Source organism: Cellulomonas sp. plas2 (genome assembly GCF_057221735.1).
In genome coordinates, this window is sequence record NZ_CM170155.1 from 844,679 (window position 1) to 867,890 (window position 23,212).

Genomic DNA, 23,212 nt, shown 5'->3' on the forward strand with positions numbered 1-23,212 from the left:
GTGCGCGGTGCGGTCGCGACGGTCATGAGGGGTCCTCCTGGGCGGTGGGCGGGACGGGTGCCCGGCGGGACGCTACCGCCGGGGCCGCGGCGGCGAGCGCCGCGGCGGCGCGGCGGTCCACCTTGCCCGGGCCGCGCAGGGGCAGCGCGTCGACGAGGAGCAGGGCGCGGGGAGCGGCGGCGGGGCCGAGGGCGCCGGCCGCCGCGGCGCGGACCTCGTCGAGCCCGGGCGGGCGGCCGGACGGCACGACGAGGGCGACGACGGCCCGACCCCACTCGTCGTCGGGGACCCCGACGACGCACGCCTCCGCCACGCCGGGGACCTCGGCCAGCACCCGCTCGACGGCCGCGGGGGCGACGTTGACGCCGCCCGTGACGACGACGTCGTCGGCCCGGCCGAGCACCTCGAGCCGTCCGTCACGCCACCGGCCGAGGTCCGAGGTGCGCAGGTGGGGCACGCCGTCGAGGACCACGAGGGCGGAGGTGTCGAGGGGGAGCAGGTCGCCACCGACGGCGCCCGGTGGCCGGGCGGCGGCGCTCGATGAGATGTGCGGCGCCGTGCCGGGGGCGTAGCCGAGGGCGAGGACCGGGCCGGACAGCAGCACGCGGCCGGCACCCGTCGCGTCGGGGTCCTCGACGCGCACGCCGACGCCGTCGAGCGGCACGCCGTCGTAGACGCAGCCGCCGCACGTCTCCGACATCCCGTAGGTGACGACCACCGGGACGCCGGCGGTCCGGGCGGCCGACACGAGGCGGGCCGGCGGCGCGGCGCCGCCGAGGAGGACCGCGTCGAAGGCGCGCAGGGCGTCGAGGGCCGCGGGGTCGTCGAGCAGGCGTCGCAGCTGCGTGGGCACGAGCGACGTGTAGAGCGGCGCACGCGCCGCACCCGCGCCCGCACCCGTACCCGCGCCCGCATCCGCCCCCGCGTCCCCGACGAGGGCGTCCGTCGCCGCGACGAACGCCGGCGGCCGGAACGGACCCGGCGGCAGCGCGACCGGCTCCGTACCGGCCAGGACCGACCGGACGAGGACCTGCAGGCCGGCCACGTGGTGCACCGGCAGGGCCAGCAGCCAGCGCCCCGGCCCCTGCAGCCGGTCGGCGGTGGCGCGCGCGGCGGTCCGGAGCGCCTCGGCGGCCAGCAGGACCGTGCGTGGCTCACCGGTGGAGCCCGAGGTGGCCACGGCGAGCGCGACCTCGTCCGACACGCGGCCGACCGGCACGCCCGCCGGGGGGAGCTCCTCGTCGACCGGCAGCAGCGCGGGCCCGCGACCGGCCAGCGCCGCGGCCAGGCCCGCGAGCAGCCCGTACGGCAGGCCCGCGCCCGGGGCTGCGGGGTCCGCCCCGGCGCGCACGCGCAGGAGGGGACGGCTCACCGGCCCAGCGTAGGCGCGGCCGGACCCGCTCCGCGCCGCCGGCACCCGTCGTGGGAGCGGGTCGCGGGGTGCGACCTTCCGGACGGCGTGGGACGGAAAGGGCACGCGTGCGCGGTCGCGGGCGGGGCGGGCAGTACCGTGGCGTGGCCCCGCGCACGGGCACGCACACCGGCCCCGGCCGGGGTCGCGGGCGTCGTGCGCCCCGCCTGCGACCGGCCCGTGCGGCCCAGCACCCCGAGGAGCCCGACGTGCGACCCACCCCGGTCCGCCGCCCGCCCGCCGCCGGCACCGCCCCCACGCCCGCCCCGGCCCGCCGCCGCGGCCGCCGGGTGCGCGTCGCGGCGCTGCTGGCGCTCGCCGTCCTCGCCCCGGCCGCCTGCTCCGCCGGGGCGACGGCACCGGCGCCGACCCCGACGGTCACCGTCGACGCGCCGGTCGAGCCGGCCAAGGCGGCACCGCCGCCGCCCACGCTGGCCCCGCGCTGGCCGCTCACCGGGGTCGAGACCACGGAGGTCGCGGCCCGGCCGGCGCTGTCGGTGAAGATCGAGAACTCCACGCAGGCGCGCCCGCAGACCGGTCTGGAGCAGGCCGACGTGGTCTGGGAGGAGGTCGTCGAGGGCGGCATCTCGCGGTTCGTCGCCGTCTACCACTCGCAGGTCCCCGAGGAGGTCGGCCCCATCCGGTCCGTCCGCCCGATGGACGGCGCCATCAACGCGCCGCTCGGGGGCCTCCTCGCGTTCTCCGGCGGGCAGCCGCGCTACGTGCAGGCGATCGGCGCGACGGGCGTCCAGCTCGTCAGCATGGACGCGGGCGACGCGGGCTTCTACCGCAAGCGCGGCGTCGCCCCCGCGCCGCACAACGTGTACGGCACGCCCACGACGTTCTGGTCGCAGGCCGACGCGAGCCGCACGGTCCCGCCCGCCGAGCCGCTCTCGTTCGCGCGGACGCCCGAGGCGGCCTCGGCCGTGCGCCTCGGCACGCCGGCGACCCGCGTGGTCCCCACCTTCTCGCCGGTCGAGCGGCCCTCGTGGGACTGGGACGCGGCGAGCGGGACGTGGCTGCGCTCCGAGTCGGGCGTGCCCGCCACCGCGCGGTCCGGGACCCGGCTCGCGGCGACGAACGTCGTCGCGCTGTCGGTGCAGCTCGACCCGGACGTCGGCACCGACCCGGCCGGGAACCCCGTGCCGGAGACGATCCTGGCCGGCAGCGGCGGCGAGGGCGTGCTCGCCACGGGCGGCCGGACCGTGCCCGTCTCGTGGTCGAAGGGCGCCGAGCCGACCGCGCCGCTGGTCCTCACCACGGGCGACGGGCAGACGGCGACGCTGGCGCCGGGGACCACGTGGATCGAGCTCGTGCCCGTGACGACGGGCTCCATCGAGGTCGGCTGACCGGGGGCCGCGAGCGCGTCAGTAGGCGTACGGGAAGCCCGACCAGTCGGGGTCGCGGCGCTGCAGGAAGGCGTCCCGGCCCTCGACGGCCTCGTCCGTCATGTACGCCAGGCGCGTCGCCTCCCCGGCGAAGACCTGCTGCCCGGCCAGGCCGTCGTCGGCCAGGTTGAAGGCGAACTTCAGCATGCGGATCGCCTGCGGGGACTTTGTGGCGATGATCCGCGCGTACTCCCAGCCGGCCTCCTCCAGCTCGGCGTGGGGCACGACGTCGTTGACCGCCCCCCAGGCGAGCGCGTCGTCGGCGGAGTACTCCCGCGCCAGGAAGAAGATCTCCCGGGCGCGCTTCTGGCCGACCTGCCGGGCCAGCAGCGCCGACCCGTACCCGCCGTCGAAGGACCCCACGTTCGCGTCGGTCTGCATGAAGCGCGCGTGCTCGCGGCTCGCGATCGTCAGGTCCGCGACGACGTGCAGGGAGTGCCCGCCCCCGGCCGCCCAGCCGCCGACGAGCGCCACGACGACCTTCGGCATCGTCCGGATGAGGCGCTGCACCTCGAGGACGTGCAGGCGGCCCGCGCGCGCCGGGTCCCAGCCCTCCGCGGTCTGCGCCCCGGGGTCGTGCGTGTACCGGTAGCCGTCGCGGCCGCGGATGCGCTGGTCGCCGCCGGAGCAGAACGCCCAGCCGCCGTCCTTCGGGCTCGGGCCGTTGCCCGTGAGCAGCACCGTGCCGACGTCGGAGCTCGTGCGCGCGTGGTCGAGCACGGCGTACAGCTCGTCGACGGTGTGCGGGCGGAAGGCGTTGCGGACCTCCGGACGGTGGAAGGCGACGCGCACGACCGGCACGTCCCGCTCGGTGGCCCCCGCGGCCGCCGCGGCGGCGTCGGGCCGGGCCACCCCGCGGTGGTAGGTGAGGTCGGTCAGGCCCTCGAAGCCGGGCACCGACCGCCAGCGGGCCGGGTCGAACGTCTCCGAGACGCGTGCCGGCAGCGGGGTCGTCGTCGGCGCGGGACGACCGGGTGCGCGCTCGTCGGGCGTCGAGGTGGACGGCGACGAGGACGCCGACGAGGGGGAGGAGGAGGGCGGCGGGACCGGCGTGCTCACGGCCGCCAGCCTAGGGTGGCGGCCGTGAGCGACGACCCCGCACGCCCGGCGGCGCAGGAGGCCGCGTCGGCGGCCGGCCGGCCCCGGCCCGTCGCCACCGCCCTCGCCGCGCGCACCTACGTCTGGGACGTGCCGCTGCGCACCCGCTTCCGTGGCCTCGTCCGGCGCGACGGCGTCCTCGTGCGCGGGGACGCCGGCTGGGGGGAGCTCAGCCCCTTCTGGGACTACGGGCCGGCGGAGTCCGCGGCGTGGTGGCGCGCGGCCCGGGAGGCGGCCGACGAGGGCTGGCCCGCCGCCGTGCGCGACGCGGTCCCGGTCAACGTCACGGTGCCCGCCGTCGACCCGGTGACGGCGCACCGCATCGTCACCGGCTCGGGCGGGTGCACGACGGCGAAGGTGAAGGTCGCCGAGCGGGGCCAGACGCTGGCGGAGGAGGTCGCCCGGCTCGAGGCCGTCCGCGACGCGCTGGGGCCCGGCGGGCGGATCCGCGTCGACGCGAACGCGGCCTGGGACGTCGACGAGGCGGTCCGTCGGCTGGCGGTCCTCGACCGGGCGGCCGGTGGCCTGGAGTACGCCGAGCAGCCCGTCCCCACGGTGGCGGACCTCGCCGCAGTGCGCCGGCGCACCTCCGTGCCGATCGCCGCCGACGAGTCCGTCCGCCGGGCCGAGGACCCGCTGGCGGTCGCGCGCGCCGGGGCCGCGGACGTGCTGGTGCTCAAGGTCCAGCCCCTCGGCGGCGTGCGCGCGTGCCTGCGCCTCGTCGAGCAGGTCGGCCTGCCCGTCGTCGTGTCGTCCGCGCTGGAGACGTCCGTCGGGCTCGCAGCGGGGCTCGCGCTCGCGGCCGCGCTGCCCGAGCTGCCCTACGCCTGCGGGCTGGCCACGGCCCAGCTGCTGGCGCAGGACGTGGTGGCCGCGCCGCTGCTGCCGGTGGACGGTGCGATCGCCGTGCGTCGTCCGGAGCCGGACGACGGGCTCCTCGCGGCGGCCGCCGCGGGTCCTATGCTCGAGGGCCGGTGGGTGCGACGGGCCGCCGAGATCGCCGCGGTGCGCTGACGCCTCGGCCGCGCGCCCGGGCCGGCGCGATCGGCTCGCGGTCCCGGGTGTGAGGATGGCGTCGTGAGCGACACGCGACCCGGCGACGACCTGCCGCCCGCCCCGCGCGCGGCGCGCGTGCTGCTCGCGGCGCTCGCGGGGCTGGGCGTCCGGCACGTCGTGCTGTCACCGGGCTCCCGCAGCGCGCCCCTCGCGGAGGCGCTCGTGGACACCACCCTGCCCGACGAGCGGCGGCCCGCGGGCGCGCCGGCGCTGGACCTGCACGTGCGCGTCGACGAGCGCAGCGCGGCCTTCCTGGCCCTCGGCCTGGCCCGGGCGGCGCAGGCGTCGGCGGGTGCCGGCGTCCCGGTGCCGCCCGTCGCGGTCGTCACGACGTCGGGCACGGCCGTGGCGAACCTGCACCCCGCGGTCCTCGAGGCGCACCACGCGGGCGTGCCGCTGCTGCTGCTGACGGCCGACCGCCCGCACGAGCTGCGCGGCACGGGCGCCAACCAGACGACCGAGCAGCCCGGCCTGCTCGGTCACGCGGTCCGCCTCCTCGCCGACGTGCCGGCCCCCTCCGGCCGCCCCGGCGAGGACGACGACCTCCGCGCGCTGGCGTCCCGGGCCGTGGCCGCCGCCTCGGGAGCCCGCACCGGCTGGCCGGGACCGGTGCACCTGGACCTCGCCTACCGCGAACCCCTGCTCGCGCCGCCCGGCGCCCCCTGGCCGGTGACCGGCGAGGACGGCGACGAGCGCGCCGGCCAGGGCGAGGGTCCCCGGGGTCGCTCCGGGGTCACGCACGTCGTCGCCGCGTCCCCCGTCGTCGCGCCCGTCGACCTCCCCCTGCCCGACGACCGTCCGACCGTCGTCGTCGCCGGCGACGGCGCGGGGCCCCTCGCCGTGGAGCTGGGCCGCGCCCGCGGTTGGCCGGTGCTGGCCGAGCCGTCCTCGGGCGCGCGCCGCACCGACGTCGGCCCGGCCGCGTACCGCCTCCTGCTGGGTGCGCCCGGGCTCGGCGGCCGTGTGCGCCGCGCGGTCGTCCTCGGCCGCCCGACGCTCAGCCGCCCGGTCTCCGCACTCCTGGCCCGCCACGACGTGGAGGTCGTCGTCGTCGCCCCCGGCGCCGGTCCGTGGCCGGACGCCGCCCGCCGCGCCGCCGTCGTCCTGCCCGCCGTCCCGTCCGCCTGGCTCGTCCCCGCGCCGGCTCCCGCACCGGCTCCCGCACCGGCTCCCGAATCGGCTCCCGGACCGGCGGCACCCTGGCTCGACGCGTGGCGGGCGGCGGGGGAGCGGGCCGACGCCGCGGTCGACGCCGTGCTCGACGCGGCCGCGGCCGTGGACCGGCCGGCCACCCGCCTGCAGCCGCCCCTGACCGGGCCGGTCGTCGCCCGCGCCGTCGCCGCCGCGTCCGCCCCGAACGACGTGCTCGTGGTCGGGTCGTCGAACCCCGTCCGCGACCTCGACCTCGTCGCCCGGTGGGCCCACCCCCCGCTGGTCCTGGCCAACCGGGGCCTCGCGGGCATCGACGGCATGCTGTCGACGGCGCTCGGCGTGGCGCTGGGGCTGCCGTCCCGGCGCACGCGGCTCCTGGTCGGCGACCTCACCTTCCTGCACGACGTCGGCGGGCTCCTGGCCGGGCCGCTCGAGCGTCGGGCGGACCTGCAGGTCGTCGTGGCGAACGACGACGGCGGCTCCATCTTCAGCACGCTCGAGCCGGGCGAGCCGGCACGCGTGCCGGCGTTCGAGCGGGTCTTCGGCACCCCGCACGGCGCGGACCTGGCCGCGCTGTGCGCCGGGTACGGGGTCCGGCACGTCCGGGTCGCCACCGCCGAGGCCCTCGCCGCCGCACTGGCCGCTCCCGGCCGTGGCGTGTCGGTCGTCGAGGTCCGCGTGGACCGCGTCGACCGCCGCGCGCTCGGTGAGCGCGTCGCGGCAGCCGTGGCGACCGCGCTGCAGGGTTGACGCCGGCGCCCGTCGGTCGGCGAGGGCGCCAGCCCGGGCGAGGTTCAGGACGGACTCCTAGGCTGTTCCCAGGCACGTCGGAGCCAGCCTCCAGATCGGCGGGGTCTCATGGCTCCCGACGAAGGAGGGTTACCCGATGACCACCACCCCCGAGGGCGGGCACGACGCCGACCAGCGCCGTGACGCGCAGCACCCGTCCGAGCACGAGACGCAGCCGATCCCGCCGCTGAGCGCGACGCAGCCCGTGCCGACCGGCGCCCGCGAGCAGACGGCTGGGCAGCCCTGGTCGGCCCCGGCCCGCCCGTCCGCCGCGCCGCTGCCATGGGGTGCGCACCAGGCGCCGGCCCCCGGGCACCAGAACGGCTCCGGGCCCTACGCGCCCTACGCCCAGCAGGTGCAGCAGCCCCAGACCCAGCAGGGGTACGCGCAGCAGGGCTACGGCCCCTTCCCGCCGCAGGCGTCGGGCCCCCTCGGTGCGGCGGGCGCCGATGGCACGCCCCCCACCTCGCCGTTCGGTCCGTTCCGTGACGGCGCGCCGTCGGGACCGCCCGCCCCGCGCACGCGTCGCAGGCGCCGGGTGTGGCTGCCGGTCGGCCTCGCGGCACTGCTCGCCGCGGGCGTGGGCGTCGGCGGGTCCGTGCTGGCCTCCGAGGGTCTCGACGGCGACCTCGGGTCCGGGACGCGCTCCGCGTCGATCGCCGACCTGGGCCAGGCGTCCGGCAGCTCGCCGGCGGCGGGCTCGTCGAGCGTCGACAGCCCGGACTGGGAGGCCGTCGCCACGGCGGTGCAGCAGTCCGTCGTCGCCATTCAGGTGCAGACGGCCGAGGGCGGCGCCGAGGGCTCGGGCGTGGTCGTCGACGACGAGGGGCACATCGTCACGAACAACCACGTGGTGTCCGGGGCCGAGGCGGTCAACGTGACCCTCAGCGACGGCCGCCTCTTCGAGGCCGAGGTGGCGGGCACGGACCCGACCACGGACCTCGCCGTCGTGCGGCTCACCGACCCGCCGGCCGACCTCACGGTCGCCGCGCTCGGCGACAGCGACGCGGTCGTCGTCGGGCAGCCGGTCATGGCCGTGGGCAACCCGCTCGGCCTCGCGAACACCGTGACGACGGGCATCGTGTCCGCGCTCGACCGCCCGGTCACCACGTCCGAGACCGGCAGCTCCGCGGACGCCGCGGTGACGAACGCGCTGCAGACCGACGCCGCGATCAACCCGGGGAACTCCGGCGGCCCGCTGTTCGACGGCGAGGGCAACGTCATCGGCATCAACTCCTCGATCGCCACGCTCTCGAGCGAGTCCGGGTCGGTCGGCCTCGGCTTCGCCATCCCGGTCAACCTCATGAAGACCATCGCGTCGCAGCTCATCGAGGACGGCACGGCGGAGCACGCGTTCCTCGGCGTCTCGCTGCGTGACACGACGGCGACGGCCGACGGCGTGACCCGCCGCGGCGCGCAGGTCGTCGAGGTCACGGCGGGGTCGCCCGCCGCCGACGCCGAGCTCCAGGCCGACGACGTGGTGGTCGCGATCAACGACCAGCCCGTCGCCGGCGCCGAGTCCCTCACCGCCTACGTGCGCGAGCTGTCGGCCGGCGACCAGGTGACGCTGACCCTCGTGCGGGACGGCGCGTCGCTGGACGTCGACGCCACCCTGGCCGCCCGCGAGGAGACCCCGACCTCCGGCGGCGGCGACGTCACGCCGGGCAGCGAGGAGACGACCCCGGACCCGGACTCCATGACCCCGCAGGAGCTGTGGGAGTGGTTCCAGCAGCAGCAGGGCCAGGGCTGACGCGAACCGGGACGGGCACTGCTCGAGGGCGGGTCCTCCGGGACCCGCCCTCCGGCGTCCCGGCTCACGGGCAGGACCGGACGGCAGCCCCATGCCGCGGTCACGGGTGTTCGGAGCGCCTGGTCCGGGCGGTGCCGCGGTCCTACCCTGGGAGGCGCTGCTGCGCGTCCTGCGCGCGACCGGCTCGACGAAGGGGAGGGCTCGTGCCCGGGCATCGCATCTTCACCACGAGCCTCGCGAGCATCCACCCCCACTACGTCGCCAAGGCGGAGCGCAAGGGCCGCACGCGTGCGGAGGTCGACACGGTGATCTGCTGGCTGACAGGTCACGACGAGGCCAGCCTGCAGCGCGTCCTCGACGACGGGACCGACCTCGAGACGTTCTTCGCACGCGCCCCGGCGATGAACCCGGACGCCACCCTCATCACCGGTGTCATCTGCGGGCACCGCGTGGAGGACATCCAGGACCCGCTCATGCAGCAGATCCGGTGGATGGACAAGCTCGTCGACGAGGTCGCCCGCGGCAAGAAGATGTCCTCCATCTTCCGGTCGTCCGGCACCGTGCGCGACACCGTGCGCGACGCCGCCCCGACCGCGACCGTGGCGCCGTGACCGACGACGTCCGCGACCTCCGCGTCCACGTGGCCCGACCCGTGGCCGAGGTGCACGCCTTCGCCTCTGCCCCCGCGAACCTGCCGCGCTGGGCGCCCGGTCTCGGTCGGGCCGTCCGTCGCGACGGCGACGACTGGTACGTCGAGCAGCCCGACGGGTGGGCACGGGTGCGCTTCGCCGCCCCCGACGAGATCGGCGTCCTCGACCACGACGTCCTCACCGCCTCCGGCGACACGGTGCACGTCGGGCTGCGCGCGGTGCCGGCCGACGGGGGCTGCGACGTCCTGTTCACGCTCCGCCGCCCACCTGGCGCGTCCGACCAGGAGCTCGAGCGCGACGCCACCCTCGTCGCCGCCGATCTCGAGCGCCTGCGGCAGGTCGTCGAGTCCGAGGACCCCTCCGGGGCCTGAGTCATCCGCGTGCCGGCGGGCGCCCGCCGGACCGTGGTGCCGAGGGGCCGCCGGGACCGGCCCTCAGGACCCCAGCGCGTGCCGCATCGGCTCGAGCTTCGCCTCGGACTCCGCGACCTCCGCCGCCGGGTCCGACGCGCCGACGATCCCGCACCCGGCGAACAGCCGCAGCCGCCGCGGGTCGCCGGGGTCGACCTCCGCCGACCGCAGGGCGATGCCCCACTCGCCGTCGCCGTCGGCGCCGAACCACCCGACCGGTCCCGCGTAGCGTCCGCGGTCCATCCCCTCCACGCGCCGGATGACCTCGCGCGCGGCCGACGTCGGGGTGCCGCACACCGCGGCCGTCGGGTGCAGGGCCGCGGCCAGCGCGAGCGAGGTCGGGTGCGGCTCCCGGCCGGCCAGCACACCGGTCACGTCGGAGGCGAGGTGCAGGACGTTGGGCAGGTGCAGCACGAAGGGCGCCTCGGGGACGTTGATCGAGGAGCAGGACGGCGCGATGGCCTGCGCCACCGACGCGACCGCGTACTCGTGCTCCTCCAGGTCCTTCGACGAGTGGGCGAGGATCGCGGCCCGGGCGAGGTCGGCGGCCTCGTCGCCCGTCCGGCGGATGGTGCCCGCGAGCACGCGGGACGTGACGAGTCCCTTCTCGGAGCGGACCAGCAGCTCCGGGGTCGCGCCGAGCAGGCCGTCGACGCTGAAGGTCCAGCAGCTCGGGTACTCGGCGACGAGCCGCCGCAGCGGCCACCGCAGGTCCAGCGGCTGCTCGGTGCGCACGTGGACGTCGCGGGCCAGCACGACTTTGTCCACCTCGCCCTCGCGCACCGCGGCGATGCCGCGCGCCACCACGGCGCCCCAGGCGGCGGGCGGCGGGCCCTCGTCGACGACCACGCCGGGCGCTGCCACCGGCGGCTGCCGCCGCAGCACACGCGCGGGCGTCGGTGCCGCGCCCAGCCGCGCGTCGGTCGAGACGGTCGTGATCCACGCGCGGTCGCCGCGGCGACCGACGACGACCCGCGGCACGACGACGACCCCGCCGCGCGCGGACGTGTCGTCGAACGCGAAGGACCCGAACGCGACCGGACCCGTCCCCGGGAGCCGCACCTCGTCACGCACGATGGCGTGGCCGAGCGCCCTCTGCCACGCCCGCTCCGCGTCGGCGAACCGCGTGGGACCCGAGACCTCGAAGCGCAGCGCCTCGCCCCAGGCGACGAGCCCGTCGCCGCGCCGGACCCACAGCAGGGGTGCCTCCGGCGGCGCGAGGTCCACGAGCTCGCCCACCTCGGCGGGGTCCACGGCGACGGTCCGCACCAGCAGGTGCGCGACCGCGGCCGACGCGGCGGGGAGGGTGGCGCTCATCGCCTGCCAGCGTAGGTGCTCCCCGGGTGGCTGGCTGCCGGGTGGTAGGACGACCTCGTGAGCCGTCCACAGCCCCGGCTCAGTGCCCCGGCTCCCCGCGTCCGACCACCCGGCGACGAGCACCGCCCCGGGCCGGGATGATGGGCGCATGGCACGCGCCTCCCTGGACAAGGACCCGCACGAGGTCGCCGCGATGTTCGACGCCGTCGCGCGGCGCTACGACCGCACGAACGACGTCCTGTCGCTGGGGCAGGACCGCCTGTGGCGGCGGGCCACGCTCGCGGCCCTCGGCGCGCAGCCGGGCGAGCGGGTCCTGGACCTCGCGGCCGGCACCGGCACCTCCAGCGAGCCCCTCGCGGACCGGGGGGTGCGGGTGGTGCCGTGCGACCTGTCCACCGGCATGCTGGCGGTCGGCCACCGGCGGCGGCCCGACCTGCCGTTCGTCGCGGGCGACGCCACGGCGCTGCCGTTCGCCGACGGCGTCTTCGACGCCGTGACGATCTCCTTCGGCCTGCGCAACGTCGTCGACCCGCGCGCGGGGCTGGCGGAGATGCTGCGCGTCACCCGCCCGGGCGGCCGGGTCGTCGTGTGCGAGTTCTCCCAGCCCACGTGGGCCCCGTTCCGGGCGCTCTACGGCGGCTACCTCGTCAAGGCGCTGCCACGGGTCGCCCGGCTCGTGGCGGGGGAGTCCGAGGCCTACGACTACCTGGCGGAGTCCATCCAGCGCTGGCCGGACCAGCGCGCGCTCGCCGGTGTCCTGCGCGGGGCGGGTTGGACGTCGGTGGCCTACCGCAACCTGTCCGGCGGCATCGTCGCCCTGCACCGCGGGACCAGGCCGGACTGAGCGCGGCCTCATCGCGCTCTCAGCGCCCCCGGGGACGGCTGCACGGGCGTGCAGGGCCCGGGACCTCGGTCCTGCCGCCACGCAGGTCGGAGCGGCGATGCTCAGCGCCCCCACCTGGGCATCCGTCCGGGCGTGTTAGGTGCGCCTCAGCAGACACCCGGGGGTTGCGCTCGTACAGTAGCGACGCACCGTGGGCAGGACGTGACGACGACGTGACGAGGTGAGCAGTTCATGGGCACGACAGGGGACGTCGCCGACGTCGTCGTGGTGGGGGCGGGTCCCGCGGGGGCCAGCGCCGCGTACCACGCCGCGTCCGCCGGCCTGTCCGTGCTGCTGCTCGACAAGGCGTCGTTCCCACGGGACAAGATCTGCGGCGACGGGCTGACGCCGCGCGCGGTCGCCGAGCTCGTGCGCATGGGCGTGACCCTCCGCGAGGAGGACGGCTGGATCCGCAACCGCGGCCTGCGGGTCGTCGGCGGGGGCCACCGCATCGAGCTGCCGTGGCCGGAGCTCTCGTCGTACCCGTCCTACGGGCTCGCGCGCTCGCGCATGAGCCTGGACCACCTCCTCGTCGAGCACGCGCGGGCGGCGGGCGCGAAGGTGCAGGAGCGCACGCAGGTGACCGGCGCCGTCACCGACGGGCGCACGGGCCGCGTGGTCGGGGTCCGCGCCCGTCTGCTCGACGACGCCGGCCGCCGCCTGGACGCCGACGAGGTCGAGCTGCGCGCGCCGCTGGTGGTCGCGGCGGACGGCGTCTCGGCCCGCCTCGCCACGAGCCTGGGTCGCACCCGGCGCGACGACCGGCCCATGGGCGTGGCCGCCCGCACGTACTTCCGCACCCCGGAGGGCACGCCGCGGCACGCCGACGCCTGGATGGAGAGCCACCTCGAGCTGTGGGACGGCGAGCCCGGCCGCTCGCACCTCATGCCCGGGTACGGCTGGATCTTCGCGCTGGGCGACGGGACGGCGAACGTCGGCCTGGGCTCGGTGGCCTCCACGCCGACGGCCACGCACGTCGACTACAAGGACCTGTTCGCGCGCTGGATGGCGCACGTGCCGGCCGACTGGGGGTTCACGCCCGAGAACCAGCTCGGCCCCGTCCGCGGCGCCGCGCTGCCGATGGGCTTCAACCGCGGCCCGCTCTACGGCGACGGCCTCATGCTGACCGGCGACGCCGCCGGCATGGTGAGCCCCTTCAACGGCGAGGGCATCGCGTACGCGATCGCCGCCGGCCGCGAGGCCGCCGACGCCGCCGCCCAGGGCCTCGCGCGCGGCACGGCGGCAGGACGCGAGCGGGCGTTCGCCGCCTACGAGCGGCGGATGAAGGACGACCTGGGCGGGTACTACACGCTCGGCCGGGTGTTCGTGCAGCTCATCGAGCACCCCGAGGTCATGCGGCTGTGCACCCGGTACGGGCTGCCCCGGCCGACGCTCATGCGGTTCGTCCTCAAGCTGCTCGGCGACTGCTGGGAGCCCCACGGCGGGGACTGGGCCGACCGGACGATCGCGGCGCTGAGCCGCCTGGCACCGGCGGCCTGAGGGTCCCGGTCCCGATGCGCAGGAGAGGTGGTCGACGATGACGAACCCGTACGTGCCGCTGCTGGTCCTCATGGGGATCGCCGCGGTGCTGGCCCTGGGCGGCCTCGCGGCGAGCGCGGTGCTCGGCCCGAAGCGCTACAACCGCGCCAAGCTCGAGGCGTACGAGTGCGGCATCGACCCCACGCCGCACGCGATCGGCGGCGGGCGGTTCCCGGTGAAGTACTACCTCGTCGCGATGACGTTCATCGTCTTCGACATCGAGGTCGTCTTCCTCTACCCGTGGGCCGTGAGCTTCGCCGAGCTCGCCGGGTTCGGGCTCGTCGCGATGCTCGCGTTCCTGGTCCTCATCACGGTGCCGTTCGTCTACGAGTGGCGGCGCGGGGGGTTCGAGTGGGACTGAGGGCGCGAGGGCTACCGAGGGTGGAGGCAGGGGTCGTGCGGCGGACGAGGAGGTCCTGATGGGCTTGGAGGAGGCACCCTCGGGGTTCCTGCTGACCACGGTGGAGAACCTGGTCGGCTACTTCCGCAAGGGCTCGCTGTGGCCGGTGACCTTCGGGCTGGCCTGCTGCGCGATCGAGATGATGGCGTCGGGCGCCCCGCGCTACGACCTGTCGCGCATCGGCATGGAGGTCTTCCGGGCCTCGCCCCGCCAGGCCGACCTCATGATCGTGGCCGGGCGGGTCAGCCAGAAGATGGCCCCGATCGTCCGGCAGGTGTACGACCAGATGTCCGAGCCCAAGTGGGTCCTGTCGATGGGCGTGTGCGCCTCGTCGGGCGGCATGTTCAACAACTACGCGATCGTGCAGGGGGTCGACCACGTCGTCCCCGTCGACATCTACCTGCCCGGCTGCCCGCCGCGGCCGGAGATGCTCATCAACGCGATCCTCGCGCTGCACGACCAGATCCAGCGCGAGCCGCTGGGCGTGAACCGGCGCGAGGCCGCCGCGGCGGCGGAGGCCGCCGCCCTGGAGGCCGCGCCCACGCACCACATGACGGGACTGCTCCGATGAGCGTGACCCCGGGCGGCGACGTGGAGCGCAGCCCCGCCTCGACCGAGGGCACCCCCGGGCCCGACGGGCGGCCGGCCCTCGAGGTCGTCGACGTGCGCCGTGGCATGTTCGGGGCCCAGGACGGCGGCGACACCTCGGGCTACGGCGGCCTCGTCGTCCCGGTCGTCCTGCCCGGACCGAGCGAGCGCCCCTACGGCGGCTGGTTCGACGAGGCGGTCGACGTCCTGGCCGAGCTGCTCGACGCGAGCGGCACGGGCTACGCCGCGGCGGTCGAGTCCGTGGTCGTCGACCGCGGCGAGCTCACGCTGCACGTGCGCCGCGAGCACCTGCTCGAGGTCTCGCGGCACCTGCGCGATGACCCGGACCTGCGGTTCGAGCTCTCGCTGGGGGTCTCGGGCGTGCACTACCCGCACGAGACGGGCCGGGAGCTGCACGCCGTCCACCACCTGTGCTCGGTGACGCACGGGCGACGGCTGCGGGTCGAGACCACCGCGCCCGACGACGACCCGCACGTGCCGTCGGTGACGTCGGTGTACCCGGGCGCCGACTGGCACGAGCGTGAGACGTGGGACTTCTTCGGCCTCGTCTTCGACGGGCACCCGGCGCTCGCCCGGATCGAGATGCCCGACGACTGGCCTGGCCACCCCCAGCGCAAGGACTACCCGCTGGGCGGCATCCCCGTGGAGTACAAGGGCGCCACCGTGCCGCCCCCCGACCAGCGGAGGTCGTACAGCTGATGAGCCCCGCCCGCAGCACCGCGAGCAGCCCGTCCGCCACGGGCCACGTCGTCGACGACGACACCACCGGCGTCCCCAGCTTCGAGGCGTCCGGCGGCGACTGGTCGACGATCGCCGAGGAGGCGGCCCGCCTCGGCGAGGAGCGGATCGTCGTCAACATGGGCCCGCAGCACCCCTCCACCCACGGCGTGCTCCGGCTCATGCTCGAGATCGACGGCGAGACCGTCACGGAGGCGCGCGCCGGCATCGGCTACCTCCACACGGGCATCGAGAAGAACATGGAGTTCCGCACCTGGACCCAGGGCGTCACGTTCTGCACGCGCATGGACTACGTGGCCCCGCTGTTCCAGGAGGCGGCCTACTGCCTCGCGGTGGAGAAGCTGCTCGGCATCACCGACGACGTGCCCGAGCGCGCCACGACGATCCGGGTGCTGCTCATGGAGCTGAACCGCATCACCTCGCACCTCGTGTGCCTGGCCACCGGCGGCAACGAGCTCGGGGCGACGACGATCATGACCGTCGGCTTCACCGCCCGCGAGGAGCTGCTGAAGGTCCTCGAGCTCATCACCGGCCTGCGCATGAACCACGCGTTCATCCGGCCGGGAGGCGTCGCCCAGGACCTGCCCGCCGGTGCGGTCGAGGAGGTCCGCGCGGCGCTGCGGAGCGTGCGCACGTACGTGCGCCAGCTCGAGGACCTCATGCTCGCCAACCCCATCCTCAAGCTGCGCACCCAGGGCGTCGGGTACCTGGGGCTGGCCGGGTGCATGGCGCTGGCCATCACGGGTCCGGTGCTGCGCTCCACGGGCCTCCCGTACGACGTGCGCAAGGCGAACCCCTACTGCGGCTACGAGACCTACGACTTCGACGTGCCGGTCCGCAGCGAGGCCGACTCCTGGTCGCGCATCGGCCTGCGCATGGAGGAGATCCACCAGTCGGCCCGCATCGTCGAGCAGGCGTGCGACCGGCTGGAGGCCATGGGCCCCGGGCCCGTCATGGTGGCGGACAAGAAGGTGGCGTGGCCCGCGCAGCTCGCGCTCGGGACCGACGGCATGGGCAACTCCGCCGAGCACATCCGCGAGATCATGGGCACCTCGATGGAGGCGCTCATCCACCACTTCAAGCTGGTGACCGAGGGCTTCCGCGTGCCGGCCGGCCAGGTGTTCCAGACCGTCGAGCACCCGCGCGGGGAGCTGGGCGTCCATCTCGTCTCCGACGGCGGGACGCGCCCGTACCGCGCGCACTTCCGCGACCCGTCCTTCAACAACCTCCAGGCCGTCTCGGTGATGTGCGAGGGCGGCCAGGTCGCCGACGTCGTCGTCTCCGTGGCGAGCCTCGACCCCGTGCTCGGAGGGGTGGACCGATGACGATCGACGACACCGGCCTGCAGTCCCCGGACGCCGCCACCCGGCGGGCGTCGGGGCAGGTGCACCGCACGGGGTACGACGAGGCGACCCTGGCGGGCCTGACCGCCGACGCGGCCCAGGTCGTCGCGCGGTACCCGCAGCAGCGCTCCGCGCTCCTGCCCCTGCTGCACCTCGTGCAGTCGGTCGACGGCTACGTCAGCCCCCGCGGGATCGCCTTCTGCGCGCAGACGCTCGGCCTGACGACCGCCGAGGTGTCCGCGGTGGCGACCTTCTACTCGCAGTACAAGCGCCACCCCAACGGCGACTTCACCGTCGGGGTCTGCATCAACACGCTGTGCGCCGTCATGGGCGGGGACGCGATCTGGGAGGAGCTCGTCGAGCACCTCGGCATCGGGCACGACGAGACCACGCCCGACGGCGCGGTCACGCTCGAGCGCATCGAGTGCAACGCGGCCTGCGACTACGCGCCCGTGGTCATGGTCAACTGGGAGTTCTTCGACGACCAGACGCCGCAGTCCGCGACCGCCCTCGTCGACCGGCTGCGCACCGGCGGGACCGTCCGCCCCACGCGCGGTGCCGACGAGGTGGTGCCCTTCCGGCCGATGTCCCGCGTCCTGGCGGGCTTCCCGGACGGGCGCGCCGACGAGGGCCCGGCCGCCGGGGAGGCCACCCTGCGCGGCCTGCGCCTGGCCCGGGAGCGCGGCTGGACCGCCCCCGCGTTCGGCGACGAGGGCCCGACCGCGGGGCAGGGCGAGGGGTCCCAGCGGCAGGACCAGGACCAGCACCAGGACCAGCACCAGGACCGTGGCGGCGCCGACGGCGAGGCGGCCGCCCGTGCCGGCGGCCAGCTCCCCACCGGGGCGCCGCGCAACGACGCGGAGCGTCCGGTGACCACGCCGGCGGACGCCTCGCCGGCCACGCAGGAGAGGGCCGAGCACGTCGAGGCGACGACCCGCGTCGACGAGTCCGGCACGCAGGGCGGGACCGGCACGGGCGCCGGCGCCGCCGGAGAGGACCGCTGATGCCGACGACCCTGACCCCGGTGCTGAGCGCGCACTGGGACGAGCCCCGCGCCTGGTCGCTGGCCGCGTACGAGCGGCACGGCGGGTACCGCGGGCTGCGCCGGGCGCTGACCATGGAGCCGGCGCAGGTGGTGCAGGCGGTCAAGGACTCGGGGCTGCGCGGCCGCGGCGGTGCCGGGTTCCCCACCGGCATGAAGCGGGGTTTCCTGCCCCCGCCCGACGGCGGCCCCCGCTACCTCGTCGTCAACGCCGACGAGTCCGAGCCCGGGACGTGCAAGGACATCCCGACGATGCTGGCCAGCCCCCAGCACCTGGTCGAGGGCGTCGCCATCACGTCCTACGCCATCGGGTGCGCGCACGCGTTCATCTACGTCCGGGGCGAGGTGCTGCACGTCCTGCGGCGCCTGCAGAAGGCGGTCGAGGAGGCGTACGCCGCCGGGTATCTCGGCCAGGACGTGCTCGGCTCGGGCTACTCGCTCGACGTCACCGTGCACGCGGGCGCCGGCGCCTACATCTGCGGCGAGGAGACGGCGCTGCTCGACTCCCTCGAGGGCCTGCGCGGCCAGCCGCGCCTCAAGCCGCCGTTCCCGGCCGTGGCGGGCCTGTACGCGCGGCCGACCGTGGTCAACAACGTCGAGTCCGTGGCCTCGGTGCCCGGCATCCTGCGTGGCGGCGCGGAGTGGTTCACCGGCATGGGCACCGAGCGCTCCGCCGGCCACGGCCTGTTCTCGCTGTCCGGCCACGTGACCCGGCCCGGGCAGTACGAGGCGCCGCTGGGCATCACGCTGCGCGAGCTGCTCGACATGGCCGGTGGCGTCCGCGAGGGGCACGAGCTGAAGTTCTGGACGCCCGGCGGGTCCTCCACGCCGATCTTCACCGCCGAGCACCTCGACGTGCCGCTGGACTACGAGTCCGTCGGCAAGGCGGGGTCCATGCTCGGCACCCGCGCCCTGCAGGTCTTCGACGAGACCGTCTCCGTCGTGCGCGCCGTGACCCGCTGGACGGAGTTCTACAAGCACGAGTCGTGCGGCAAGTGCACGCCCTGCCGGGAGGGCACGTACTGGCTGGTGCAGGTCCTGCAGCGGTTCGAGCGCGGGCAGGGCACGGAGGCCGACATCGAGCTCCTGCTCGACCTGTGCGACAACATCCTCGGCCGGTCGTTCTGCGCCCTGGGGGACGGTGCGACCAGCTGCATCACCTCCGCCGTGCAGTACTTCCGCGACGAGTTCGAGGCCGGCACGCACACGCCCGCCGACGTCCTGTTCCCGCCCGAGCGCTCCGCGCGGTTCGCCTACACGCCCCGCGCGCGCACGGCCCAGCTGGCAGGGGTGCACTGATGACGCTGACGCCCGAGCGCACGACCGTGGCGTCGGGGACCCCGCTGGTGCCCGCGGCGCCCCCGGCCCCTCCGGTCGTGCCCGAGAAGACGGTCACCTTCCAGATCGACGGCGTCGAGACGACGGTCCCGAAGGGGACGCTGGTCATCCGCGCCGCCGAGCGGCTGGGCATCCAGATCCCGCGGTTCTGCGACCACCCGCTGCTCGCGCCGGCCGGCGCGTGCCGGCAGTGCCTCGTCGAGGTCTGGGCGCCCGGGCGCGACGGGAACCTGGCGAAGATGCCCAAGCCGCAGGCCTCCTGCACGCTCGAGGCGACCGACGGCATGCAGGTGCGCACGCAGCACACCTCGCCGGAGGCGGACAAGGCGCAGCACGGCGTCATGGAGCTGCTGCTCGTCAACCACCCGCTCGACTGCCCCGTCTGCGACAAGGGCGGCGAGTGCCCCCTGCAGAACCAGGCGATGAGCAACGGCCGGGCGACGAGCCGCTTCGTCGACGTCAAGCGCACGTTCCCCAAGCCCATCGCCATCTCGACGCAGATCCTGCTGGACCGCGAGCGCTGCGTGCTGTGCCAGCGCTGCACGCGCTTCAGCGAGGAGATCGCCGGGGACGTCTTCATCGACCTGCAGATGCGCGGCGCGCGCCAGCAGATCGGCACCTTCGACACCCGCGTGCTCGACTTCGCGCCGGACCCCGGCACCGGGGACGTCGTGCCGGGCGGGGAGGCGGTCCCGTCGACGACGGAGGCCGACGCGCAGGCGGTCGTCTCCCCTGACGGACCCGTCGGCGTGAGCCTGCCGGACGCCAGCGGCCGCCCCTTCTCCTCCTACTTCTCCGGCAACACGGTGCAGATCTGCCCGGTGGGGGCCCTCACGAGCGCGGCGTACCGGTTCCGGTCGCGGCCCTTCGACCTCGTGTCCACGCCCGGCGTCGCCGAGCACGACTCCTCGGGGTCGGCGATCCGCGTCGACCACCGGCGCGGCGTCGTCCTGCGGCGGCTCGCGGCCGAGGACCCGACGGTCAACCAGGAGTGGCTCACCGACAAGGACCGCTTCGCGTTCCGCTGGCAGGCGGCGACCGACCGGCTGACCGTGCCGATGGTGCGCACCCGGCGCGCCGACGGCACGCGCGGCCCGCTCGAGCCCGTGAGCTGGACGGAGGCGCTGGACGTCGCCGCGGAGGGCCTCGCGGCCGCGCTCGCGGCGGTGGAGGAGCCCGAGAGTGTCGAGCCGGGGCTGCTGCACCGCGTCGCCAGCCGCCTGACCGGGCGCGACGAGCCCGTCGCCCGCCCGACCGGCGGCGTCGGCCTGCTGCCCGGCGGCCGCCTGACCCTCGAGGACGCGTACGCCTGGGCCAAGACGGCCCGCGTCGTCCTGGGCACCAACGACGTCGACCTGCGCGCGCGGCCGCACTCCGCGGAGGAGGCCGCCTTCCTGGCGCACGCCGTCGCGGGCCGCACGCTCGAGGTGACCTACGCCGACGTGGCCGCGGCGCCCGTCGTGCTGCTCGCCGGGCTCGAGGCCGAGGACGAGGGCGGCATCCTCTTCCTGCGCCTGCGGGAGCAGGTGACGAAGCGACGGGCGCGGGTCCTGTCGGTGGCGCCCTGGGCCTCGCGCGGCCTGCAGCGCCTGGACGGCACCCTCCTGCCCGCGGCGCCCGGCACCGAGGCCGAGGTGCTCGACGGCATCGCGGCGGGTGCCCGGCACGAGGGGCTGGCGGAGGCCGCGGAGCTGCTCGCGCAGCCGGGCGCGGTCGTGCTCGTCGGCGAGCGGCTGGCCGGCGTCCGTGGTGGCTTGTCCGCGGCGCTGCGGCTGGCGGCCCGCACCGGTGCGCGCCTGGCGTGGGTCCCGCGGCGCGCGGGGGAGCGCGGCGGCGTCGAGGCCGGCGCCCTGCCCGGTCTCCTGCCCGGCGGCCGGGTGGTCACCGACGCCGGCGCCCGCGTCGACGTCGCGGCGGCCTGGGGCGTGCCGACCCTGCCGTCCACCCCCGGCCGCAGCACGGGGGAGATCCTCGCGGCCGCGGCGGCGGGTCAGCTCGGCGCGCTGCTCGTCGGCGGCGTCGACCCGGGCGACCTCCCGGACCCGGCCGCGGCGCTGGAGGCCCTCGCCGCCGTGCCGTTCCTCGTCTCCCTCGAGGTGCGCGCCTCGGCGGTCACGGAGCTCGCGGACGTCGTCCTGCCCGTGGCGCCCCCGGTCGAGAAGGCCGGCACCTTCGTCACCTGGGAGGGCCGGCCGCGGCCGTTCCCCCAGGCCCTCGTGTCCACCGCGCTGCCCGACCACCGGGTCCTGCACGCCCTCGCCGATGCGATGGGCGTCGACCTGGGCCTGCGCAGCCTGGCCGACGTGCACGCCGAGCTCGACGTCCTCGGCGGCTGGGACGGCGGCCGGGCCTCGGCACCCGACGAGCGGCCCGCCGAGCCGGTGACCGTCCCCGCGGGGCACGCCCTGCTCGCCACCTGGCACGGCCTGCTCGACGCGGGCCGGCTGCAGGACGGCGACGTGCACCTGGCCGGCACGGCCCCACGTCCGGTGGCACGGCTGTCGGCCGCCACGGCCGCGGCGGCCGGGGTCGCCGACGGCGAGCCGCTGACGGTCTCCACCGCGGCCGGGTCGCTGACCCTGCCCGCGGTGGTCACGGCCATGCCGGACCACGTCGTCTGGCTCCCGACGAACGCGCCCGGCTGCCCGGTGCGCGCGGCCCTGCGGGCGGACGCGGGGGACCTCGTGGCGCTCGCGGCCGCGTCCGCGGCCGGCGCGGGGCCGTCGGCGGGTGCGGCCGCCCGGCCGGCCGTGACGGGTCGCGTCGGGGGCGACGCCGGCCTCGTCGACGGCGGTGCCGACGGCACGAGCACCACGGGCACCGCCCCCACGGGCCGGACCAGCGGGTACGCGACGGGCAGCACGAGCGGGCCCGTCACCGGCACGGGTGAGGAGCGGGCATGAGCGTGCTGGCGGCGACCGGCGGGGCGGTGGCCCCCGTCGTCGCGGACTTCAGCCAGGACACCTGGTGGGTCTGGGTGCTCAAGGCGGTCGGGATCGTCGCGTTCCTGCTGACGAGCGTGCTCATCGCGATCTGGTTCGAGCGACGCGTCGTCGCCCGCATGCAGGTGCGGCCCGGGCCGAACGTCCACGGGCCGTTCGGGCTCCTGCAGTCGCTGGCCGACGCGATGAAGCTGCTGGTCAAGGAGGACGTGACCGTCCGCGCGGCGGACAAGCTCGTCTACGTCCTCGCGCCGATGATCGCGGTGTTCTGCTCCCTGCTCACGCTCGCGGTCATCCCGTTCGGGCCCGAGGTGAGCATCTTCGGCGTGCTGACGCCGCTGCAGCTCACGGACTTCCCGGTCGCCGTGCTCTACATCCTCGCGTGCGCCTCGGTCGGCGTGTACGGGATCGTGCTCGGCGGGTGGGCGTCCAACTCGACGTACCCGCTGCTCGGCGGGGTGCGCTCGACGGCGCAGGTCATCTCCTACGAGCTGGCCATGGGCCTGTCGCTGGTGAGCGTCTTCATCATGTCGGGGTCGATGTCGACCTCGCAGATCGTCGACGCCCAGCGGCCCGTCTGGTGGCTGCTGCCGCTGCTGCCCGCGTTCGTGCTCTACGTCGTGTCGATGGTGGGGGAGACGAACCGCCTGCCCTTCGACCTGCCCGAGGCCGAGGGCGAGCTCGTCGGCGGGTACACCACGGAGTACTCGTCGATGAAGTTCGCGTGGTTCTTCCTCGCCGAGTACATCAACATGCTCAACGTCTCGGCGGTCGCCACCACGCTCTTCCTGGGCGGCTGGCGTGCGCCCTGGCCGCTGTCGCTCGTCGGCGACGGGGTGCTCAACACCGGCTGGTGGCCCGTGCTGTGGTTCCTGGCCAAGGTGTGGGGCTTCATGTTCCTGTTCGTCTGGATCCGCGGCTCCGTGCTGCGGTTCCGGTACGACCAGTTCATGAAGCTCGGCTGGAAGGTCCTCATCCCGGTCGCCCTCGTCTGGGTCGTGTGCGTCGCGGTGGTCCAGGGTCTGCGGCAGTTCGTCGACGTGGACCTGCGCACGCTGCTGTTCGGGATCGCCGGGGTCTTCGCGGTGGTGTTCGTCGTCGCCCTCGTGTGGCCCGACGCGAAGCACCTCCAGCCGCCGCGGCGCCGGGGGCCGCAGGTCGTCGACCCGTTCGCCGACGGCTACCCGGTGCCGCCGCTGCCCGGGCAGGCCCTGCCCCCGTCCCCGCGGCGCGCCCGGGCCATGGCCACCGCCGCGGCGGCCGGCCCCTCCGCCCACCACGCCACCGACCGCTCCGCCGATCACCCCGCCGACCGGCCCACCGACGAGTCCCCGACGCAGGAGGTGTCCCCGTGACC

19 protein-coding genes are annotated in these 23,212 nt (G+C 76.2%); 16 read left to right on the plus strand and 3 right to left on the minus strand.

The genetic code is table 11. The annotated features are described in order from the left end of the window. Window positions 1–22: 22 nt before the first annotated feature. Window positions 23–1,372, minus strand: coding sequence for an AMP-binding protein (locus AC2TDM_RS03765; RefSeq protein WP_484635867.1), 1,350 nt, complete (start codon window positions 1,370–1,372; stop codon window positions 23–25). Window positions 1,373–1,620: 248 nt separating this feature from the next. On the opposite strand from AC2TDM_RS03765, the gene AC2TDM_RS03770 reads away from it, so the two are divergent. Next, on the plus strand, window positions 1,621–2,760 hold the full coding sequence (locus AC2TDM_RS03770; protein WP_484635868.1) for a DUF3048 domain-containing protein: 1,140 nt from the start codon (window positions 1,621–1,623) through the stop codon (window positions 2,758–2,760). Between the two features lie 18 nt (window positions 2,761–2,778). On the opposite strand, the gene AC2TDM_RS03775 is transcribed toward AC2TDM_RS03770, so the two are convergent. Next, a complete protein-coding gene (locus AC2TDM_RS03775) occupies window positions 2,779–3,744 on the minus strand; it encodes a 1,4-dihydroxy-2-naphthoyl-CoA synthase (protein ID WP_090032102.1) in 966 nt (321 codons plus the stop codon). A 138-nt stretch (window positions 3,745–3,882) separates the two neighbouring features. Between AC2TDM_RS03775 and AC2TDM_RS03780 the strand changes: the two genes are divergently transcribed. The 5 genes from AC2TDM_RS03780 (at window position 3,883) to AC2TDM_RS03800 (ending at window position 9,665) form a co-directional block, all read left to right on the plus strand. Next, window positions 3,883–4,911 (plus strand): o-succinylbenzoate synthase, encoded by a 1,029-nt coding sequence (locus AC2TDM_RS03780; RefSeq protein WP_484635869.1) that lies wholly within the window; start codon window positions 3,883–3,885, stop codon window positions 4,909–4,911. A gap of 63 nt (window positions 4,912–4,974) precedes the next feature. Then, the gene (gene menD, locus AC2TDM_RS03785) at window positions 4,975–6,855 is read left to right on the plus strand and encodes a 2-succinyl-5-enolpyruvyl-6-hydroxy-3-cyclohexene-1-carboxylic-acid synthase (RefSeq protein ID WP_484635870.1); all 1,881 of its coding nucleotides are present in this window, start codon (window positions 4,975–4,977) and stop codon (window positions 6,853–6,855) included. A 136-nt stretch (window positions 6,856–6,991) separates the two neighbouring features. Further along, the gene (locus AC2TDM_RS03790; RefSeq protein WP_484635871.1) at window positions 6,992–8,644 is read left to right on the plus strand and encodes a S1C family serine protease; all 1,653 of its coding nucleotides are present in this window, start codon (window positions 6,992–6,994) and stop codon (window positions 8,642–8,644) included. A gap of 203 nt (window positions 8,645–8,847) precedes the next feature. Next, window positions 8,848–9,255, plus strand: a complete 408-nt coding sequence (locus tag AC2TDM_RS03795) for a DUF2200 domain-containing protein (protein WP_484635872.1) — start codon at window positions 8,848–8,850, stop codon at window positions 9,253–9,255. Then, complete coding sequence (locus AC2TDM_RS03800) at window positions 9,252–9,665, plus strand: SRPBCC family protein (RefSeq protein ID WP_484635873.1); 414 nt, start codon at window positions 9,252–9,254, stop codon at window positions 9,663–9,665. The genes AC2TDM_RS03795 and AC2TDM_RS03800 overlap by 4 nt, the downstream gene beginning before the upstream one ends. 63 nt (window positions 9,666–9,728) lie before the next feature. On the opposite strand, the gene AC2TDM_RS03805 is transcribed toward AC2TDM_RS03800, so the two are convergent. After that, window positions 9,729–11,021, minus strand: a complete 1,293-nt coding sequence (locus tag AC2TDM_RS03805; protein WP_484635874.1) for an isochorismate synthase — start codon at window positions 11,019–11,021, stop codon at window positions 9,729–9,731. Window positions 11,022–11,169: 148 nt separating this feature from the next. On the opposite strand from AC2TDM_RS03805, the gene AC2TDM_RS03810 reads away from it, so the two are divergent. From AC2TDM_RS03810 to nuoH, 10 genes are all read left to right on the plus strand, one after another. After that, window positions 11,170–11,865, plus strand: a complete 696-nt coding sequence (locus tag AC2TDM_RS03810) for a demethylmenaquinone methyltransferase (protein ID WP_484635875.1) — start codon at window positions 11,170–11,172, stop codon at window positions 11,863–11,865. Between the two features lie 231 nt (window positions 11,866–12,096). Further along, window positions 12,097–13,404, plus strand: a complete 1,308-nt coding sequence (locus AC2TDM_RS03815) for a geranylgeranyl reductase family protein (protein ID WP_484635876.1) — start codon at window positions 12,097–12,099, stop codon at window positions 13,402–13,404. Window positions 13,405–13,441: 37 nt separating this feature from the next. After that, window positions 13,442–13,804, plus strand: a complete 363-nt coding sequence (locus AC2TDM_RS03820) for an NADH-quinone oxidoreductase subunit A (RefSeq protein WP_484635877.1) — start codon at window positions 13,442–13,444, stop codon at window positions 13,802–13,804. Window positions 13,805–13,862: 58 nt separating this feature from the next. Beyond that, the gene (locus AC2TDM_RS03825; RefSeq protein ID WP_090031824.1) at window positions 13,863–14,414 is read left to right on the plus strand and encodes a NuoB/complex I 20 kDa subunit family protein; all 552 of its coding nucleotides are present in this window, start codon (window positions 13,863–13,865) and stop codon (window positions 14,412–14,414) included. After that, window positions 14,411–15,151, plus strand: coding sequence for an NADH-quinone oxidoreductase subunit C (locus tag AC2TDM_RS03830; protein ID WP_484635878.1), 741 nt, complete (start codon window positions 14,411–14,413; stop codon window positions 15,149–15,151). The genes AC2TDM_RS03825 and AC2TDM_RS03830 overlap by 4 nt, the downstream gene beginning before the upstream one ends. Next, window positions 15,151–16,515 carry an NADH-quinone oxidoreductase subunit D gene (locus AC2TDM_RS03835; protein WP_484635879.1) on the plus strand — a complete coding sequence of 455 codons (1,365 nt, stop codon included), beginning with the start codon at window positions 15,151–15,153 and terminating at the stop codon, window positions 16,513–16,515. The genes AC2TDM_RS03830 and AC2TDM_RS03835 overlap by 1 nt, the downstream gene beginning before the upstream one ends. Continuing rightward, complete coding sequence (gene nuoE / locus AC2TDM_RS03840) at window positions 16,512–17,537, plus strand: NADH-quinone oxidoreductase subunit NuoE (RefSeq protein WP_484635880.1); 1,026 nt, start codon at window positions 16,512–16,514, stop codon at window positions 17,535–17,537. The genes AC2TDM_RS03835 and nuoE overlap by 4 nt, the downstream gene beginning before the upstream one ends. Beyond that, a complete protein-coding gene (gene nuoF, locus AC2TDM_RS03845) occupies window positions 17,537–18,874 on the plus strand; it encodes an NADH-quinone oxidoreductase subunit NuoF (RefSeq protein WP_484635881.1) in 1,338 nt (445 codons plus the stop codon). Before nuoE ends, nuoF begins: the two co-directional genes overlap by 1 nt. Further along, the gene (locus tag AC2TDM_RS03850; protein ID WP_484635882.1) at window positions 18,874–21,816 is read left to right on the plus strand and encodes an NADH-quinone oxidoreductase subunit G; all 2,943 of its coding nucleotides are present in this window, start codon (window positions 18,874–18,876) and stop codon (window positions 21,814–21,816) included. The genes nuoF and AC2TDM_RS03850 overlap by 1 nt, the downstream gene beginning before the upstream one ends. Beyond that, entirely contained in the window at window positions 21,813–23,210 is a 1,398-nt protein-coding gene (nuoH, locus tag AC2TDM_RS03855; RefSeq protein ID WP_484635883.1) for an NADH-quinone oxidoreductase subunit NuoH, read from the plus strand. Before AC2TDM_RS03850 ends, nuoH begins: the two co-directional genes overlap by 4 nt. Window positions 23,211–23,212: the final 2 nt, after the last annotated feature.